The sequence below is a fragment of the Puniceispirillum sp. (SeqCode) genome, assembly GCF_965657105.1.
Classification (GTDB): Bacteria; Pseudomonadota; Alphaproteobacteria; order Puniceispirillales; family Puniceispirillaceae; genus Puniceispirillum.
In genome coordinates this window covers 16,039-29,680 of the sequence record NZ_CBFHNB010000021.1, presented here as the reverse complement: position 1 = coordinate 29,680, position 13,642 = coordinate 16,039, and the positions used below count along the sequence as shown (strand labels likewise).

Below are 13,642 nucleotides of genomic sequence, written 5' to 3'. Positions count from 1 at the left end.
CCCATCAGGAATCGCAAGGCGCAGTCCAACCGGGGTAAAGGGCGTTTCAGACACGCCTGCACCACCTGCCATGATGCTGTCGATGATGCTGACACAGGTTACGCTATTACCCATCGGGCCAGCCGCGTCGAATGATGGTGATAGCGGGAACACACCATCAGATGGCATGCGTGCCGTGCTTGGTTTCAGACCGACAATGCCGCAATAGGATGCAGGTGCGCGTGTTGAGCCACCTGTATCTGAACCAATGCTAATCGCCGCCATCTGGTCGCTGACCGATACCGCGCTACCCGATGACGAACCGCCAGCAATACGTCCGGTTTTGCGGTCATAGGGGCTGAGCGGATTACCATAATGCGTGTTCATGCCAAGCCCCGAAAAGGCAAATTCGGTCATGTTCGTGCGTCCAATCAGAATAAACCCCGCCTGACGGAGCCGTGCAACAATGGTGGCATCTGTGTGGGCTGGTGGGTTGTTGGCCAACAGGATTGACCCGGCTTTGGTCACGTCACCGGCAACATCGAACAGATCTTTTAGCGACAGGCTTACCCCTGCAAAAGGCGCTAAAGCCCAGCCGTTTTTGCGGGCTGTATCGACTGAATCGGCATCGGCACGAGCACGGTCATGATAGGTTTTGATGAATGTATTTTGACCTTGACCAGCTTTGTCATCTATCGCGGCGAGGCAGCTTTCAATATGGTCACGGGCATTAAGAGTGCCATCAGCAATCTGGCGGGCAATATCTTTAATCAAATAGGTCATAGAGCATATTATGACCGTAACGGCCTGCAAATGCATCTTAATTTTTTCGGCATGAAGCGTGCTTATTTTGTCATATAGTAGGCAATTGCCCCCGCAACCATCTTGACAGTTTGCGGCGTCTGGCTGGATAGTGACGCCTATGGATTTAGAGTTTGATTATATTATCGTAGGGTCAGGGTCGGCTGGTAGTACCATGGCTTATCGCCTTGGTGAGGATGGCACACGCACCATTCTGGTTCTGGAGTTTGGCGGTTCGGATGCGGGTCCGTTCATCCAGATGCCAGCCGCTTTATCATATCCGATGAATATGCCGCGCTATGACTGGAGCTATATTGCCGAACCCGAAGACAGCCTTGGTGGCCGCCAGCTTGTCTGTCCTCGTGGCAAGGTGCTTGGTGGATCATCGTCGATCAATGGCATGATTTATGTACGTGGTAATGCAGGTGACTATGCACATTGGGAAGAAGCTGGCGCGACAGGCTGGGGCTATGCCGATGTGCTGCCCTATTTCCGCCGCATGGAACAATCGCATGGTGGGGAAGCGCCCTGGCGTGGGACATCTGGCCCGCTTCATGTCACGCGTGGTCCCCGTGATAATCCGCTTCATGATGCTTTTATCACGGCTAGCCAGCAAGCGGGTTATACCGCAACGCCTGATTATAATGGCTATCGTCAGGAAGGCTTTGGCCCGGCAGATATGACAGTCTATAAAGGGCGGCGCTGGTCAACGGCGAATGCCTATCTGCGGCCAGCCTTAAAACGAGGCAATGTGCAGCTTGAAAAAGGCGCGCTAGTTGACCGGATTATCTTTGATGGCAAACGCGCTGTCGGCATAGACTATTTTCAAAATGGCATACGTCATCACGCGCGTGCGCGTGCCGAAGTGATTCTGGCAGCAGGGGCGATTAACTCGCCACAAATTCTGCAACGGTCAGGCGTCGGCCCTGGCCAAGTCTTGCAACAGGCAGGCGTTGATGTGCTGTGTGAGCGGGCAGGCGTTGGCGAAAATCTGCAAGATCATTTGGAAGTGTATTTCCAGATTGCCTGTCTGCAACCCATCACGCTGTATAAGCATCTGAATCTATTTTCAAAGGCGATCATTGGTGCGCGCTGGCTGTTTTTCAAATCAGGTCTTGGTGCGTCCAATCAGTTTGAAACGCTGGGGTTCATCCGGTCGCAAGCTGGCGTATCCTATCCTGATATCCAATATCACTTTCTGCCAGTGGCGATCCGTTATGACGGCACCGCACCAGCCGAGGGGCATGGTTTCCAGCTGCATGTTGGTCCGATGCGGTCAAAGTCACGTGGGCATGTGCGCATACGAAATGGCACCGCCGCGATGGCGCCCGAAATACGCTTCAACTATCTTAGTCATGCGGATGACTGGGCAGATTTCCGGCGGTGTATCCGCTTGAGCCGTGAAATCATCGGCCAGTCTGCTATGGATCCCTATCGCGGGCATGAAATTCAACCTGGTAATGAGCAGACGTCGGATCGGCAGATTGATGGCTTTATCCGGGATCATGCTGAAAGTGCGTATCATCCATGCGGAACTGTGCGGATGGGCGCTAGAGATGATCCGGGCGCTGTTGTCGACTCAGAATGCCGTGTCATTGGCATTGAGGGTTTACGGGTGGCCGACGCATCGATCTTTCCGCGGATCACAAATGGTAACCTTAACGCGCCGTCGATCATGACCGGCGAAAAGGCAGCAGATCATATTTTGGGACGGACACCGCTGGCACGCGCCAATGATATTCCCTTTGAACATCCAACATGGGAAAAAACCCAAAGATAAGTTGTCGCATATGTAGCAAAACTATCGTCAGCGTCAGGTTTTTGTGAAATAGTTTATGAAGTTAATGCAAAGTGCCTAAATGGCCTTAATATCAAGGGAGAGAATAATGAAAACCAGAGCTGCAGTCGCACTACAGGCAGGAAAGCCGCTGGAAATTATGGATGTGGATCTTGAAGGGCCGCGTGATGGTGAGGTGCTGGTCGAAATTATGGCAACAGGCATTTGCCATACGGATGAATTCACCCTGTCAGGGGCTGATCCTGAAGGGATGTTTCCGGCCATTCTTGGCCATGAAGGCGCTGGTATCGTGCGCGAAGTTGGCAAAGGTGTTACCTCGCTTCAGGCTGGTGATCATGTAATCCCGCTTTATACGCCTGAATGCCGTGAATGTGACTATTGTCTGCATCCCAAAACAAATCTGTGTCAGGCAATCCGCACAACGCAAGGTCAGGGTGTTATGCCTGATGGCAGCAGCCGATTTTCGATCAAAGGTAAGCCAGTTCTGCATTATATGGGCACATCGACATTTTCAAACTTTACCGTGGTGCCCGAAATCGCGCTGGCCAAGGTTAATAAGGACGCTCCGTTTGACAAGATTTGCTATATCGGTTGCGGCGTGACCACAGGTATCGGCGCGGTTATCAATACAGCAAAGGCCGAGCCCGGATGTAACGCGGTGGTGTTTGGTCTTGGCGGTATCGGGCTGAATGTGATTCAGGGGCTGCGGATGATCGGTGCCAATATGATTGTTGGCGTCGATATGAATAATAGCAAAAAGGAATGGGGCGAAAAGTTCGGCATGACGCATTTTGTCAATCCAAGTGAGGTTGACGGTGATCTGGTTGGTCATCTGGTCGAATTGACCAATGGTGGGGCTGATTATTCTTTTGAATGTATTGGCAACACGACGGTCATGCGTCAGGCGCTGGAATGTGCGCATAAAGGCTGGGGCGAAAGCATTATCATTGGCGTGGCTGGTGCTGGACAGGAAATTTCAACACGGCCATTTCAGCTGGTGACAGGCAGAAGCTGGCGCGGCACTGCCTTTGGTGGGGCGCGTGGGCGAACCGATGTGCCAAAGATTGTTGATTGGTATATGCAGGGCAAGATCGATATTGACCCGCTGATTACACATACATTGCCGCTTGAGGATATCAATAAGGGCTTTGATCTGATGCATGCTGGCGAGTCAATCCGTTCGGTGGTGATCTATTAATGGAAACGATCAGTACAGCCTTATCTTACGGCGGCACCCAGGGTGTTTATCGGCATGTGTCGGCGGTGACCGGATGCGATATGACCTTTGCTGTATTCATGCCACCACATGACAAGCCCGTGCCGGTGCTGTGGTATCTGTCTGGATTGACCTGCACGCATGCCAATGTCATGGATAAGGGCGAATATCGCCGCGTTGCTGCCGAACTGGGTGTGGCGATTATCTGCCCGGATACCAGCCCGCGGGGTGCTGATATACCGGATGAAGCGGATAACTGGCAGTTTGGTAGTGGTGCCGGTTTTTATGTTGATGCCACACAGGCGCCCTATGCCGAAAACTATAATATGTACAGCTATGTCACCGAAGAATTGCCAGCGCTGATTGCGGCAGAATTCGACGTTGATATGAGCCGGCAAGGTATTTTTGGCCATTCAATGGGTGGACATGGCGCACTGACCATCGCACTAAAACATCCGGCGCGCTATAAAAGCGCATCCGCCTTTGCCCCAATCACCCAGCCATCAACAGCTGACTGGTCATCCGGATCGCTTGCCAAATATCTTGGTGATGACGCATCAGGCTGGCGCCAATATGATGCTGTTGCCTTGCTTGAAGATGGGCATAGATTTGATGATTTTCTGATAGATCAGGGCACAGCGGACAGTTTTCTTGATAGTGGCTTGCGGCCATGGTTGCTGGAAGAGGCATGTAAGAATGCCGGACAGAAGCTGACCTTGAGAATGCAAGAGGGCTATGACCATTCCTATCTGTTCGTGTCCAGCTTTATGGAAGATCATCTGCGCTGGCACATGAAACGTCTTTAGCGGGATCGCCTTTAGGGGGATCGCCACAGGAGGCTATATGAAAAATCAGCCATTGGGCGGCAATGATATGCCGCGTTTTGCAGGGCCTAGCACGATGATGCGCCTGCCTTCAGCTGATAATGCGGCGGGGTTGGATGCCTGTTTTATAGGCGTGCCAATGGATATTGGCGCGTCAAACCGCCCTGGCACGCGGTTTGGCCCCAAGCAGATACGCGCCGAGTCGGTGATGCTTCGCCCCTATAATATGTGGACAAAGGCAGCGCCGTTTGACTCGATTCAGGTTGCTGATATTGGTGACGTGCCGATTAATACATTTGATCTAAAAGACTCGGTGAAACGTATTACCCGTTTTTATGATGATGTGCTTACGCATGATGTGATTCCGCTATCGCTTGGCGGTGATCATACAATGACATTGCCGATTTTACGTTCGATGGCCAAAAAGCATGGGCCTGTTGGTTTGATTCATGTTGATGCTCATGCCGATATAAATGAACATATGTTTGGCGAAGAGATTGCGCATGGCACACCGTTCCGACGCGCTTGGGAAGAACAGCTGATCGACCCTCAACGCACTTATCAGATTGGGTTGCGCGGCACAGGCTATACAGCCGAAGATTTTGACTGGGCGCGTGATAAGGGTTTTTCGGTAACGCAAGCCGAAGAATTATGGCATCGTTCAGCCGCGCCGTTGATGGCGAAAATCAAGGATGCGCTGGGTGATGATCCGGTTTATCTAAGTTTTGATATCGACGCGCTTGATCCGGCATTTGCGCCAGGCACCGGCACGCAGGAGATTGGTGGCCTGACGACGATACAGGCGCTTGAAATCATTCGTGGTTGTCGCGGTTTGAATATTGTGGGCTGTGACCTTGTTGAAGTCTCGCCCCCATATGATCCGCAAGGTAGCACGGCATTGGTCGCGGCGAATCTGTTATTTGAAATGTTATGCGTTCTGCCAGGCGTCACATATCGAAGCTAACACGTTCTGAATGGGGGATTAACTATGGCACCAGCATTTAGCAAAGCCGAATATAACAATCGTATCGACCGTGTGCGTGTGGCCATGCAAACGCGTGATATTGAGGTTCTTGTGATTGGCGATCCGTCCAATATGAACTGGCTGACGGGTTTTGACTCATGGTCATTTTATACCCCGCAGATGATGGTGCTGGATCTGGTCAATGGGCCATTTCTGATGACCCGTCTGATGGATGCAAAGGCAGCCAGCTTTACTACCTATTTGCCTGACTCGCAGATCATTGGCTATCCCGAACATATGGTACAGCAACCAGATATGCACCCGTCGGATCATGTCGCGGGATGGTTGCGCGATGCGGGTTATGGCACAGCCACAATTGGCTATGAAAGCGATAGTTATTATTTTTCGCCGCGGTCTTTGCATGTTTTGCAGGCCGGACTGCCCGACGCAAAATGGGTTGATGCTGACTTGCTGGTCAATTGGGTGCGCGCCATAAAAAGTGATGCTGAACTGGCGTTTATGTATCAGGCAGCACAGATTGCCGATATCGCCATGCAGGTGGCATGGGATGGTGCCAAGGTGGGGGTTAGACAATGTGATTTGATGGCTGATATTACGGCTGCACAAATTAAAGGCACAGCTGAATTTGGCGGTGATATGCCTGCCTTGCATCCTTTGATACTGGCAGGTGAGGCGGCGACAGCGGCGCATCCGATGTGGACTGACGCAAAGCTTGAGGCAGGGCAGACAATCGCCTTTGAACTTGGCGCATGTCGTAAGCGCTATAATGTCGGGCTGGCGCGGACGGTGCATCTTGGTGCGGTTAAGCCAGCCGCCTTGATCGATACGGCAAAAGCGGTAGAAGACGGCATGGATGCGGTTATGTCATCCTTGCGCGCAGATGCTGTGGCAGGGGATGTGCATGCCGCGTGGCAAAATGTGCTTGATCGCTATGGGTTGGAAAAGAAAAGCCGCATTGGCTATTCGATTGGTGTTGCCTATGCGCCAGATTGGGGCGAGCATACGATCAGCTTCCGGCCAGCCGAACCAACAATCGTGCCGGAAAATGCCGTTGTGCATATTATCCTTGGCATGTGGATGGATGGCTGGGGTATGGAGCTAAGCGAAACATTGCATGTGCGGGAAAAGGACTGTGTGCGGCTGAGCGCCTTTCCACAACATGTGCATGTGGTTAGCTGATGACAACGCCGCTTGATCAGGCCGAACGGTTACTGGCTGATCTGGTCAGTTTCCCCACTGTTACCGGATTACCAAATAGCGATATGATCGCCTATATCAAGGATTACCTTGAGCATCTGGGCATATCGGTGATGCTGGATCCGCATGAAGATGGCGTGCGTTTCAATTTGTTTGCGACGATTGGTTCAGGTAACTGTGACGGGATCATTTTATCTGGGCATACCGATGTGGTGCCTGCAACCGGAGATGGCTGGAGCCGTGACCCCTTTGTTCTGCACAAACAGGATGGGCGTTTATATGGCCGCGGTGCGGTCGATATGAAAGGCTTTCTGGCGACGGCGCTGGCGATGGCACCAGCATTCAAGGCGGCTGAAGATAAGCTGACCATGCCGCTTCATTATGCCTTTACCTTTGATGAGGAAGTGGGCAGTTTTGGCGCGGCGCAAATGCCGGATTTTCTGCGCCGAATGGGTATCAAGCCTGCGATGGCGATCATTGGCGAGCCAACAGGCATGCGGCCATTCATTGGGCATAAGGGCGGGCTGGAATTGGTGGCTGAAATACGTGGGTCGGCAGGTCATGCCTCGGATCCACGTGGTAAGGTAAATGCGCTTTATTATGCAGCGCGGCTGATCACCCATATTGAACAGGTGGCAGCCAGGCTGGCCGATGCGCCGGTTCCAGATTCGCCGTTTGACCCGCCTTATACAACCTTGTCGGTTGGTCACATCGAAGGCGGCGAAGCCCGTAACATTGTGCCTGATTATTGTCGCTTTCTGTGGGAAATCAGGCCGCTGCCTGGCGATGATGCTTATGCCATTCTGGCTGATATAAAAGCCTATATCGCCGATGAGCTTGCGCCAGAGATGCAGGCGATCCTTGTCGATGCGGGGATTAGCATAACCGAGATATCATGGTGCCCGGGGATGGAGGCGCGCGCGTCGTCATCGGCGGCATCGCTGATTGCGCGCCTATGGACAAATGAGGCGCCGGCGGTTGTGTCCTTTGGCACTGATGGCGGGCATTATCAGCAGGCAGGCATGGAAACAATTGTATTTGGTCCGGGCGGTATGGATGAAATGCATCAACCTGATGAATTTATTGAGGTGGATGCGATCAAACAAGGTCTGGCCTTTCTGGAAAATCTGCTTCGCTACGCACAGGAACCACCACCACAAGTTCACATATCCCCATCTGGCGACAGCTCTTGAGTATCCGTGATTTTCTGATTGCGCTTCTGGTGCCGCTGACATGGGGTTTTGGTTTTGCATTAGCCAAAAGCGGGTTAGAGCATTTCCCGCCGCTACTGCTGATGGGCATGCGCTTTGGTATTGCGGCCTTGATACTGGTCTGGTTTGTGCCGATTCCGCGTAGTCATCTGGCAACATTGTTTTTTATCGCTCTTGTATCAGCGACAATTCAATATGGCTTGACCTTTTCAGGTCTGGCGCGGATGGATGCCACACCTGCGATTTTGCTGGTGCAAAGCGAGGTGATTTTTGGCGTCGTTATTGGCGCATTATTGCTGGGTGAAAAGCCCAATTTACGACAGTTTCTTGGTATCATAATCGCCCTTTTGGGAATCGTAATCCTGATTGGGGGGCCGGCTTTAAGTAACAAGGTAACAGGCATAGTTCTGGTGTTGTCAGGATGTTTGATATGGGCGTTTGGACAGGTGCTGATCCGGAAATTCACGCGTGGCCTTACCGGATTTCAACTGACAGCATGGGTTGGGGTGATGGCTAGCCCGCAAATGTTTCTGGCGTCGTTTCTTGTCGAGGGCAATCCGGTGCCTTTTCTTGAGGCCGCCCCCATATCTGCTTGGGGAACGGTGATCTATCTTGGTGTTGTCATGACAGTGGTTGGGTATTCGGCATGGTATTATGTGCTGGGGCGCTATCCGGTGCCCGTGGTGATGCCATTACAGATGTTATTGCCCGTATCAACAATTCTGGGAGCTATGAGTTTTCTGGGCGAACGCCCCGACCCCATCGTCTTTGCAGGTGGCATAGTGGTTATTATTGGTGTCGGTGTGGTGATTATAGAGCCTTCTGTCCTACGGAAATGGCGACAAAACAGCTAAAATAGGCAGTTTCGATTGGGGCTGGCTAAATTAAGCGGTGCTGTGTGCTTGTAATTTTTCCTTTCCGCTTTTAAGTTTCCCGCATCAGGTTCATTTTACCGTTAGCCAGTCCGGGACGTTTACATATGTCACACGATATTATCATTGCACCATCAATTCTGGCGTCTGATTTCAGCCGGCTTGGCGACGAGATCAAAGCGGTCGATCAGGCTGGGGCTGACTGGATTCATCTTGATGTCATGGATGGGCATTTTGTACCGAACCTGACCTTTGGCCCCCCAATTATCAAGGCGCTTCGCGGCACTACTGACAAGATTTTTGACGCGCATCTGATGGTAACTAATCCGGATGCTTTGCTAGCTGATTATGCGGGCGCGGGTGCTGATTATATTACGGTTCATGCCGAAGCCTGCGATCATCTTGACCGGACATTGTCGTATATTCGAGAGCTTGGCTGTAAGGCAGGTGTGGCTTTAAATCCGCATACGCCCGCCGCTGTTATTCAGCATGTCATGGATCGGCTGGATCTGGTTCTGGTCATGACTGTTAATCCAGGCTTTGGCGGGCAAGCCTTTATTCCATCAATGGTGGAAAAAATAGCCACGATAAATCACATGATTGACAGTCGTGATATTATTATAGAGGTTGATGGTGGTATTACTGCCGAAACAGCCAGTGCGGTAGTGCAGGCTGGCGCACGCGCGCTTGTCGCGGGATCGGCAATTTTCAAGGGGGATAACCAAGCATCTTATAGCGGCAATATTGCGCGCATTAGAGATGCGGTGCGGTAAATTAGCCGTGCAATATAAGGGGTATCCAACATATGGGACTTTTAGTTGATGGGCAGTGGTCATCTGCTTGGTATGATACATCAAAGTCTGATGGTAAATTTGTTCGCGACTCAGCGCGTTTTAGGCATTGGATAACAGCCGATGGTTCGCCAGGTCCGACAGGAGATGGTGGGTTTACACCTGATACGGGGCGTTATCATCTTTACGTATCCTATGCCTGTCCATGGGCGCACAGGACGTTGATTTTTCGGCATCTTAAAGGGCTTGATGAGCATATTTCGGTCTCAGTCGTGCATCCGCTGATGCTTGACCAAGGCTGGACATTTGAAACTGATGAATTTGGCGCAACAGGCGATCATCTGCTTGGCAAGTCATTCATGCATCAGGTCTATACGGAAAGTTCTCCCACCGCGACAGGACGCGTTACGGTACCTGTTTTATGGGATAAGCAGCAAGGCTGTATTGTGTCGAATGAATCCTCGGAAATCATCCGCATGTTCAATTCGGCTTTTAATGGCTTGACCGGAAATGAGCATGATTACTACCCCGAAGATATGCGCACAGAGATCGATGTGGTCAATGCCGATGTCTATGAACATATCAATAACGGCGTCTATCTGTCAGGTTTTGCAACCTCGACCAAGGCTTATGAGGACGCGTTTACCAATTTATTTGATGCCCTTGACCGTATGGAAGCGCGCCTGCAAAAAACCCGCTACCTGCTTGGTGCCAGATTAACCGAAGCAGATTGGCGGCTGTTTGTAACGCTGATCCGGTTTGATGCTGTTTATGTCGGGCATTTCAAATGCAATCTCCGGCGTATTATAGATTATCCGGCATTGCATGGTTTTACCTGTGATCTGTATCAGATGCCGGGCATCGCCGAGACGGTCGTTATGCCGCATATCAAACAGCATTATTATGCTAGCCATCCAACGGTTAATCCAACGGGTATTGTGCCGCTTGGCCCAGTGCTTGATTTTGATGCGCCGCATGGACGCGAAGCGCTGGCTGGCTAGGCGTGTTTATTTGGAATTGCGTGGTGAGGCACCTAAATGTGCCTCGCCGCGATGTTTGGCCAGCTGGATCTGTTTCTGGCGTTCGGCGAAGCGGGCGGTGCGCTCGGGATCCTGTGTATCCTGACAATGATGACAGCTGATCCCTTCCACATATTCAGGGCGGTGCATATCATCCTGCGATAGGGGCATGCGGCAACCATGGCACATGCCGTAACTGCCCGGATTGAGATTGTGATCTACCGCTACGCGGCCATCAAATACAAAGCATTCACCTTGCCATTTGCTGTCATTCTGGGGGATATCTTCAAGATATTTCAAGATTCCGCCCTTTAGATGAAAGACCTCGTCAAAGCCATAATCCTGCATCAGGGCGCTGGCTTTTTCACATCGGATACCGCCGGTGCAATACATGGCAATTTTTTTCGGTTTTGCGGCATCCTGTTGTTCGGCTAGACGTGCAGCCCAGTCAGGAAAATCACGAAAATTTGTGGTCATCGGGTCAACCGCATTATCGAACATCCCAATTGCTGTTTCATAGACATTGCGCGTATCGACAACAAGCACATCGGGATCACTGATCAAGGCGTTCCAGTCTTTGGGTTCTACATAGGTGCCTGTACGCTCTGCCGGACTTATTTCGGGACGACCCATGGTCACAATTTCGCGTTTCAGGCGAACTTTCATCCGCAAAAAAGGCTGTGTTGGGCTATGTGAAAATTTTAATGACATACCACCAAAGCGGCTGTCTGCTTCGAGCCATTTCAAAATGCCTGTCATACCGTCAATGGGGGCGGCAATTGTGCCATTGATGCCTTCATTGGCAAGCAGGATTGTGCCAAGCGCCTGATGTGATGTGCATAAATTTATGATCGTCTGCTGAAGCGTTTCAATATCTGTTAGGGTCACAAATTTATACATGGCCGCGACGACATAACCGCGCCCGTCAACCTCGGCGCGCGATAACATTTCATTCATATTCTGGATCATAATCGACATGCCAATCCTAACGTCATCTATATCATGTCCTGTTTTCAGCAACCTAGCATCTGCTATGCTGAAATCCAAGATATTGCGCTGTGGCCAAACAGAAGATATTTTAAAGCTGAGATGCTTATGATATGCCCTCTTGGGTGAGGTCAATCAAGACGCTCATATCCATATATTAAAACAGGAACGAACCATGTCCGCCTTGCACGCCCTTATTGTTATTGATCCACAGGTTGATTTTTGTCCGGGTGGCGCGTTAGCGGTTGCCGATGGTCATAGTATTATGCCGCATATAAATGCGATGATGCCGGCCTTTGATAAGGTTTTCATCACGCAGGACTGGCATCCTGAAGGCCATTCGAGTTTTGCCTCACAACATGCAGGTGCGGCAGCCTATAGCATGATCGATATGCTGTATGGGCCACAAACCCTATGGCCGGATCATTGCATTGCGGGAAGCGCTGGGGCTGCCTTTCACCCTGATCTCAATTCTGATCTGGCGGTCGCGATTATCCGTAAAGGCATGAACCCGGCGGTTGATTCCTATTCAGCGTTTTTCGAGAATGATCGAAACACGACAACTGGGCTTGGCGATCTGTTGCGTGCGCATGATGTGGCGGCGGTGACCTTGGTTGGTCTAGCAACCGATTTCTGTGTTGCCTGGTCGGCACTGGATGCGGCAAAGCTTGGCTTTAGCGTTGCAGTTGAGCTCAAGGCCTGTCGTGCGATTGATCTTGATGGCTCACTTGACCAGGCTTTTGATGCCATGCGTTCAGCTGGCGTGACGTTTAAGCATTAGGCCAAGAGTGGTGTCAGCTGATTAATGTGATGGGGGTGTCGCTGTTCTCAAAGCGGGGTCTGCTGCCCACACATCTGCCAGCCAGCTTTGCATCAAACTGCTGCCGCCAACATCAAGAACCATGTTCCGCAAGCGGGCTACCGGCCCGGATAGGCGCATGATCGCGCCACTAAGTTCAGCTTTGCGGGCAATAGGCGCAACTGATATTGAACGCTGGCGCGCATAGCTGGCAAAGGCTGATTTTATGTCATCTGTTTCACATAGGCATTCATATAAACAAGCCGCATCCTGTAATGTCTGCCCTGCACCCTGCGCCAGATGTGGCGGCATAATGTGGGCAGCATCACCCGCCAGCACGACATTGCCACGTCGCCAACATAAAGGACTGTCAGCTTTAGGCAAAGGCGTAGCGACCCATTCGATATCATGATGGGCCAGATATGACAGCACTGGATGCGGTGCCAGAATCTTATTCTGCCAGCCAGATATATTATGGTCATTCTTGCCTGATATTGTCACAACAACATTGACCTTGGCGCCACTATTGATCGGGTAATGAACAATATGCGTGCCTTGCCCAAGCCATAGGTTGCTTTGTGGCCGGACGAACATATCTGGAAGAATATGCGCGTCAATTTCGGCGCGCATGGCCAGTTTTGATGTTGATTTTGCGTTTGCTGATCCCGTGACATAGGCGCGGCCAGAGCCGTTTGCCCCGTCAGCCGCAACAAGCCCATCACATGCCAGCAGATCACCCGACGCCAGCACTAATGTGGTAATGCCATCAGCATCGGTCAGACTGACAAGCTTATCATCAATGAAGGTGATGTTAGGAAGGTTGAGCGCAACATCATGCAAGGCTGTCAGCAGATCATCTCGCCCTAATGATGCGTAATATTGGTTAAGGGGGAGATGGGTGATTGTGGCGGCCGTTTCAAGCGCGCGAACACTGATCGTATCAAGCCGTGTTGTTAAGGCCGTAAGCGCGTCTTCAAGCCCCAGACGGCATATAGCCTGCCAGCCATTTGGTGCAATTTGGATGCCGCCTTGCAAAGGCTGGTGGCGTTTGCCACCTGTCAGCAATGTGACCGCATGCCCTGATCGGGCAATCGCTATTGCAGTGCTATATCCGGCAATACCACCACCGCTAACCGCTATCATAATGTTCCTCATCAAAAAGC

13 protein-coding genes are annotated in these 13,642 nt (G+C 51.4%); 10 read left to right on the top strand and 3 right to left on the bottom strand.

All coding sequences use genetic code 11. The annotated features are described in order from the left end of the window. The coding region (locus tag ACTF7Q_RS04660) for an amidase family protein (protein WP_438996694.1) at positions 1 to 762 on the bottom strand (762 nt) is incomplete at its 3' end. Between the two features lie 139 nt (positions 763 to 901). On the opposite strand from ACTF7Q_RS04660, the gene betA reads away from it, so the two are divergent. From betA to ACTF7Q_RS04615, 9 genes are all read left to right on the top strand, one after another. Beyond that, complete coding sequence (gene betA, locus ACTF7Q_RS04655) at positions 902 to 2,560, top strand: choline dehydrogenase (RefSeq protein ID WP_438996693.1); 1,659 nt, start codon at positions 902 to 904, stop codon at positions 2,558 to 2,560. A 106-nt stretch (positions 2,561 to 2,666) separates the two neighbouring features. Continuing rightward, positions 2,667 to 3,776 (top strand): S-(hydroxymethyl)glutathione dehydrogenase/class III alcohol dehydrogenase, encoded by a 1,110-nt coding sequence (locus tag ACTF7Q_RS04650; RefSeq protein WP_438996692.1) that lies wholly within the window; start codon positions 2,667 to 2,669, stop codon positions 3,774 to 3,776. After that, the gene (gene fghA, locus ACTF7Q_RS04645) at positions 3,776 to 4,600 is read left to right on the top strand and encodes an S-formylglutathione hydrolase (RefSeq protein WP_438996691.1); all 825 of its coding nucleotides are present in this window, start codon (positions 3,776 to 3,778) and stop codon (positions 4,598 to 4,600) included. Before ACTF7Q_RS04650 ends, fghA begins: the two co-directional genes overlap by 1 nt. A gap of 37 nt (positions 4,601 to 4,637) precedes the next feature. Next, entirely contained in the window at positions 4,638 to 5,582 is a 945-nt protein-coding gene (gene speB / locus ACTF7Q_RS04640; protein ID WP_438996690.1) for an agmatinase, read from the top strand. 24 nt (positions 5,583 to 5,606) lie between these two features. After that, positions 5,607 to 6,782: a M24 family metallopeptidase gene (locus tag ACTF7Q_RS04635; RefSeq protein ID WP_438996689.1), complete on the top strand. Its 1,176-nt coding sequence runs from the start codon at positions 5,607 to 5,609 to the stop codon at positions 6,780 to 6,782. Beyond that, positions 6,782 to 7,993, top strand: coding sequence for an acetylornithine deacetylase (argE, locus tag ACTF7Q_RS04630; RefSeq protein ID WP_438996688.1), 1,212 nt, complete (start codon positions 6,782 to 6,784; stop codon positions 7,991 to 7,993). Before ACTF7Q_RS04635 ends, argE begins: the two co-directional genes overlap by 1 nt. Beyond that, positions 7,990 to 8,865 (top strand): DMT family transporter, encoded by an 876-nt coding sequence (locus ACTF7Q_RS04625; RefSeq protein ID WP_438996687.1) that lies wholly within the window; start codon positions 7,990 to 7,992, stop codon positions 8,863 to 8,865. The genes argE and ACTF7Q_RS04625 overlap by 4 nt, the downstream gene beginning before the upstream one ends. A gap of 125 nt (positions 8,866 to 8,990) precedes the next feature. Next, positions 8,991 to 9,656, top strand: a complete 666-nt coding sequence (gene rpe / locus ACTF7Q_RS04620) for a ribulose-phosphate 3-epimerase (protein ID WP_438996686.1) — start codon at positions 8,991 to 8,993, stop codon at positions 9,654 to 9,656. Positions 9,657 to 9,688: 32 nt separating this feature from the next. Then, positions 9,689 to 10,675 (top strand): glutathione S-transferase family protein, encoded by a 987-nt coding sequence (locus tag ACTF7Q_RS04615; RefSeq protein ID WP_438996685.1) that lies wholly within the window; start codon positions 9,689 to 9,691, stop codon positions 10,673 to 10,675. Positions 10,676 to 10,681: 6 nt separating this feature from the next. On the opposite strand, the gene trhO is transcribed toward ACTF7Q_RS04615, so the two are convergent. Then, the gene (gene trhO, locus ACTF7Q_RS04610; protein ID WP_438996684.1) at positions 10,682 to 11,671 is read right to left on the bottom strand and encodes an oxygen-dependent tRNA uridine(34) hydroxylase TrhO; all 990 of its coding nucleotides are present in this window, start codon (positions 11,669 to 11,671) and stop codon (positions 10,682 to 10,684) included. 184 nt (positions 11,672 to 11,855) lie between these two features. On the opposite strand from trhO, the gene pncA reads away from it, so the two are divergent. Beyond that, positions 11,856 to 12,461, top strand: coding sequence for a bifunctional nicotinamidase/pyrazinamidase (gene pncA / locus ACTF7Q_RS04605; protein ID WP_438996683.1), 606 nt, complete (start codon positions 11,856 to 11,858; stop codon positions 12,459 to 12,461). A gap of 21 nt (positions 12,462 to 12,482) precedes the next feature. On the opposite strand, the gene ACTF7Q_RS04600 is transcribed toward pncA, so the two are convergent. Beyond that, positions 12,483 to 13,622, bottom strand: coding sequence for an FAD-dependent oxidoreductase (locus tag ACTF7Q_RS04600; protein WP_438996682.1), 1,140 nt, complete (start codon positions 13,620 to 13,622; stop codon positions 12,483 to 12,485). Between the last annotated feature and the right edge of the window lie 20 nt (positions 13,623 to 13,642).

Excerpts from the sequence above, each read along its gene's own strand:
- ACTF7Q_RS04600 (WP_438996682.1), bottom strand. The coding sequence starts at position 13,622 with ATGATAGCGGTTAGCGGTGGTGGTATTGCCGGATATAGCACTGCAATA.
- fghA (WP_438996691.1), top strand. The coding sequence starts at position 3,776 with ATGGAAACGATCAGTACAGCCTTATCTTACGGCGGCACCCAGGGTGTT.
- ACTF7Q_RS04650 (WP_438996692.1), top strand. The coding sequence starts at position 2,667 with ATGAAAACCAGAGCTGCAGTCGCACTACAGGCAGGAAAGCCGCTGGAA.
- pncA (WP_438996683.1), top strand. The coding sequence starts at position 11,856 with ATGTCCGCCTTGCACGCCCTTATTGTTATTGATCCACAGGTTGATTTT.
- rpe (WP_438996686.1), top strand. The coding sequence starts at position 8,991 with ATGTCACACGATATTATCATTGCACCATCAATTCTGGCGTCTGATTTC.
- ACTF7Q_RS04615 (WP_438996685.1), top strand. The coding sequence starts at position 9,689 with ATGGGACTTTTAGTTGATGGGCAGTGGTCATCTGCTTGGTATGATACA.
- betA (WP_438996693.1), top strand. The coding sequence starts at position 902 with ATGGATTTAGAGTTTGATTATATTATCGTAGGGTCAGGGTCGGCTGGT.
- speB (WP_438996690.1), top strand. The coding sequence starts at position 4,638 with ATGAAAAATCAGCCATTGGGCGGCAATGATATGCCGCGTTTTGCAGGG.
- ACTF7Q_RS04635 (WP_438996689.1), top strand. The coding sequence starts at position 5,607 with ATGGCACCAGCATTTAGCAAAGCCGAATATAACAATCGTATCGACCGT.
- trhO (WP_438996684.1), bottom strand. The coding sequence starts at position 11,671 with ATGTCGATTATGATCCAGAATATGAATGAAATGTTATCGCGCGCCGAG.
- argE (WP_438996688.1), top strand. The coding sequence starts at position 6,782 with ATGACAACGCCGCTTGATCAGGCCGAACGGTTACTGGCTGATCTGGTC.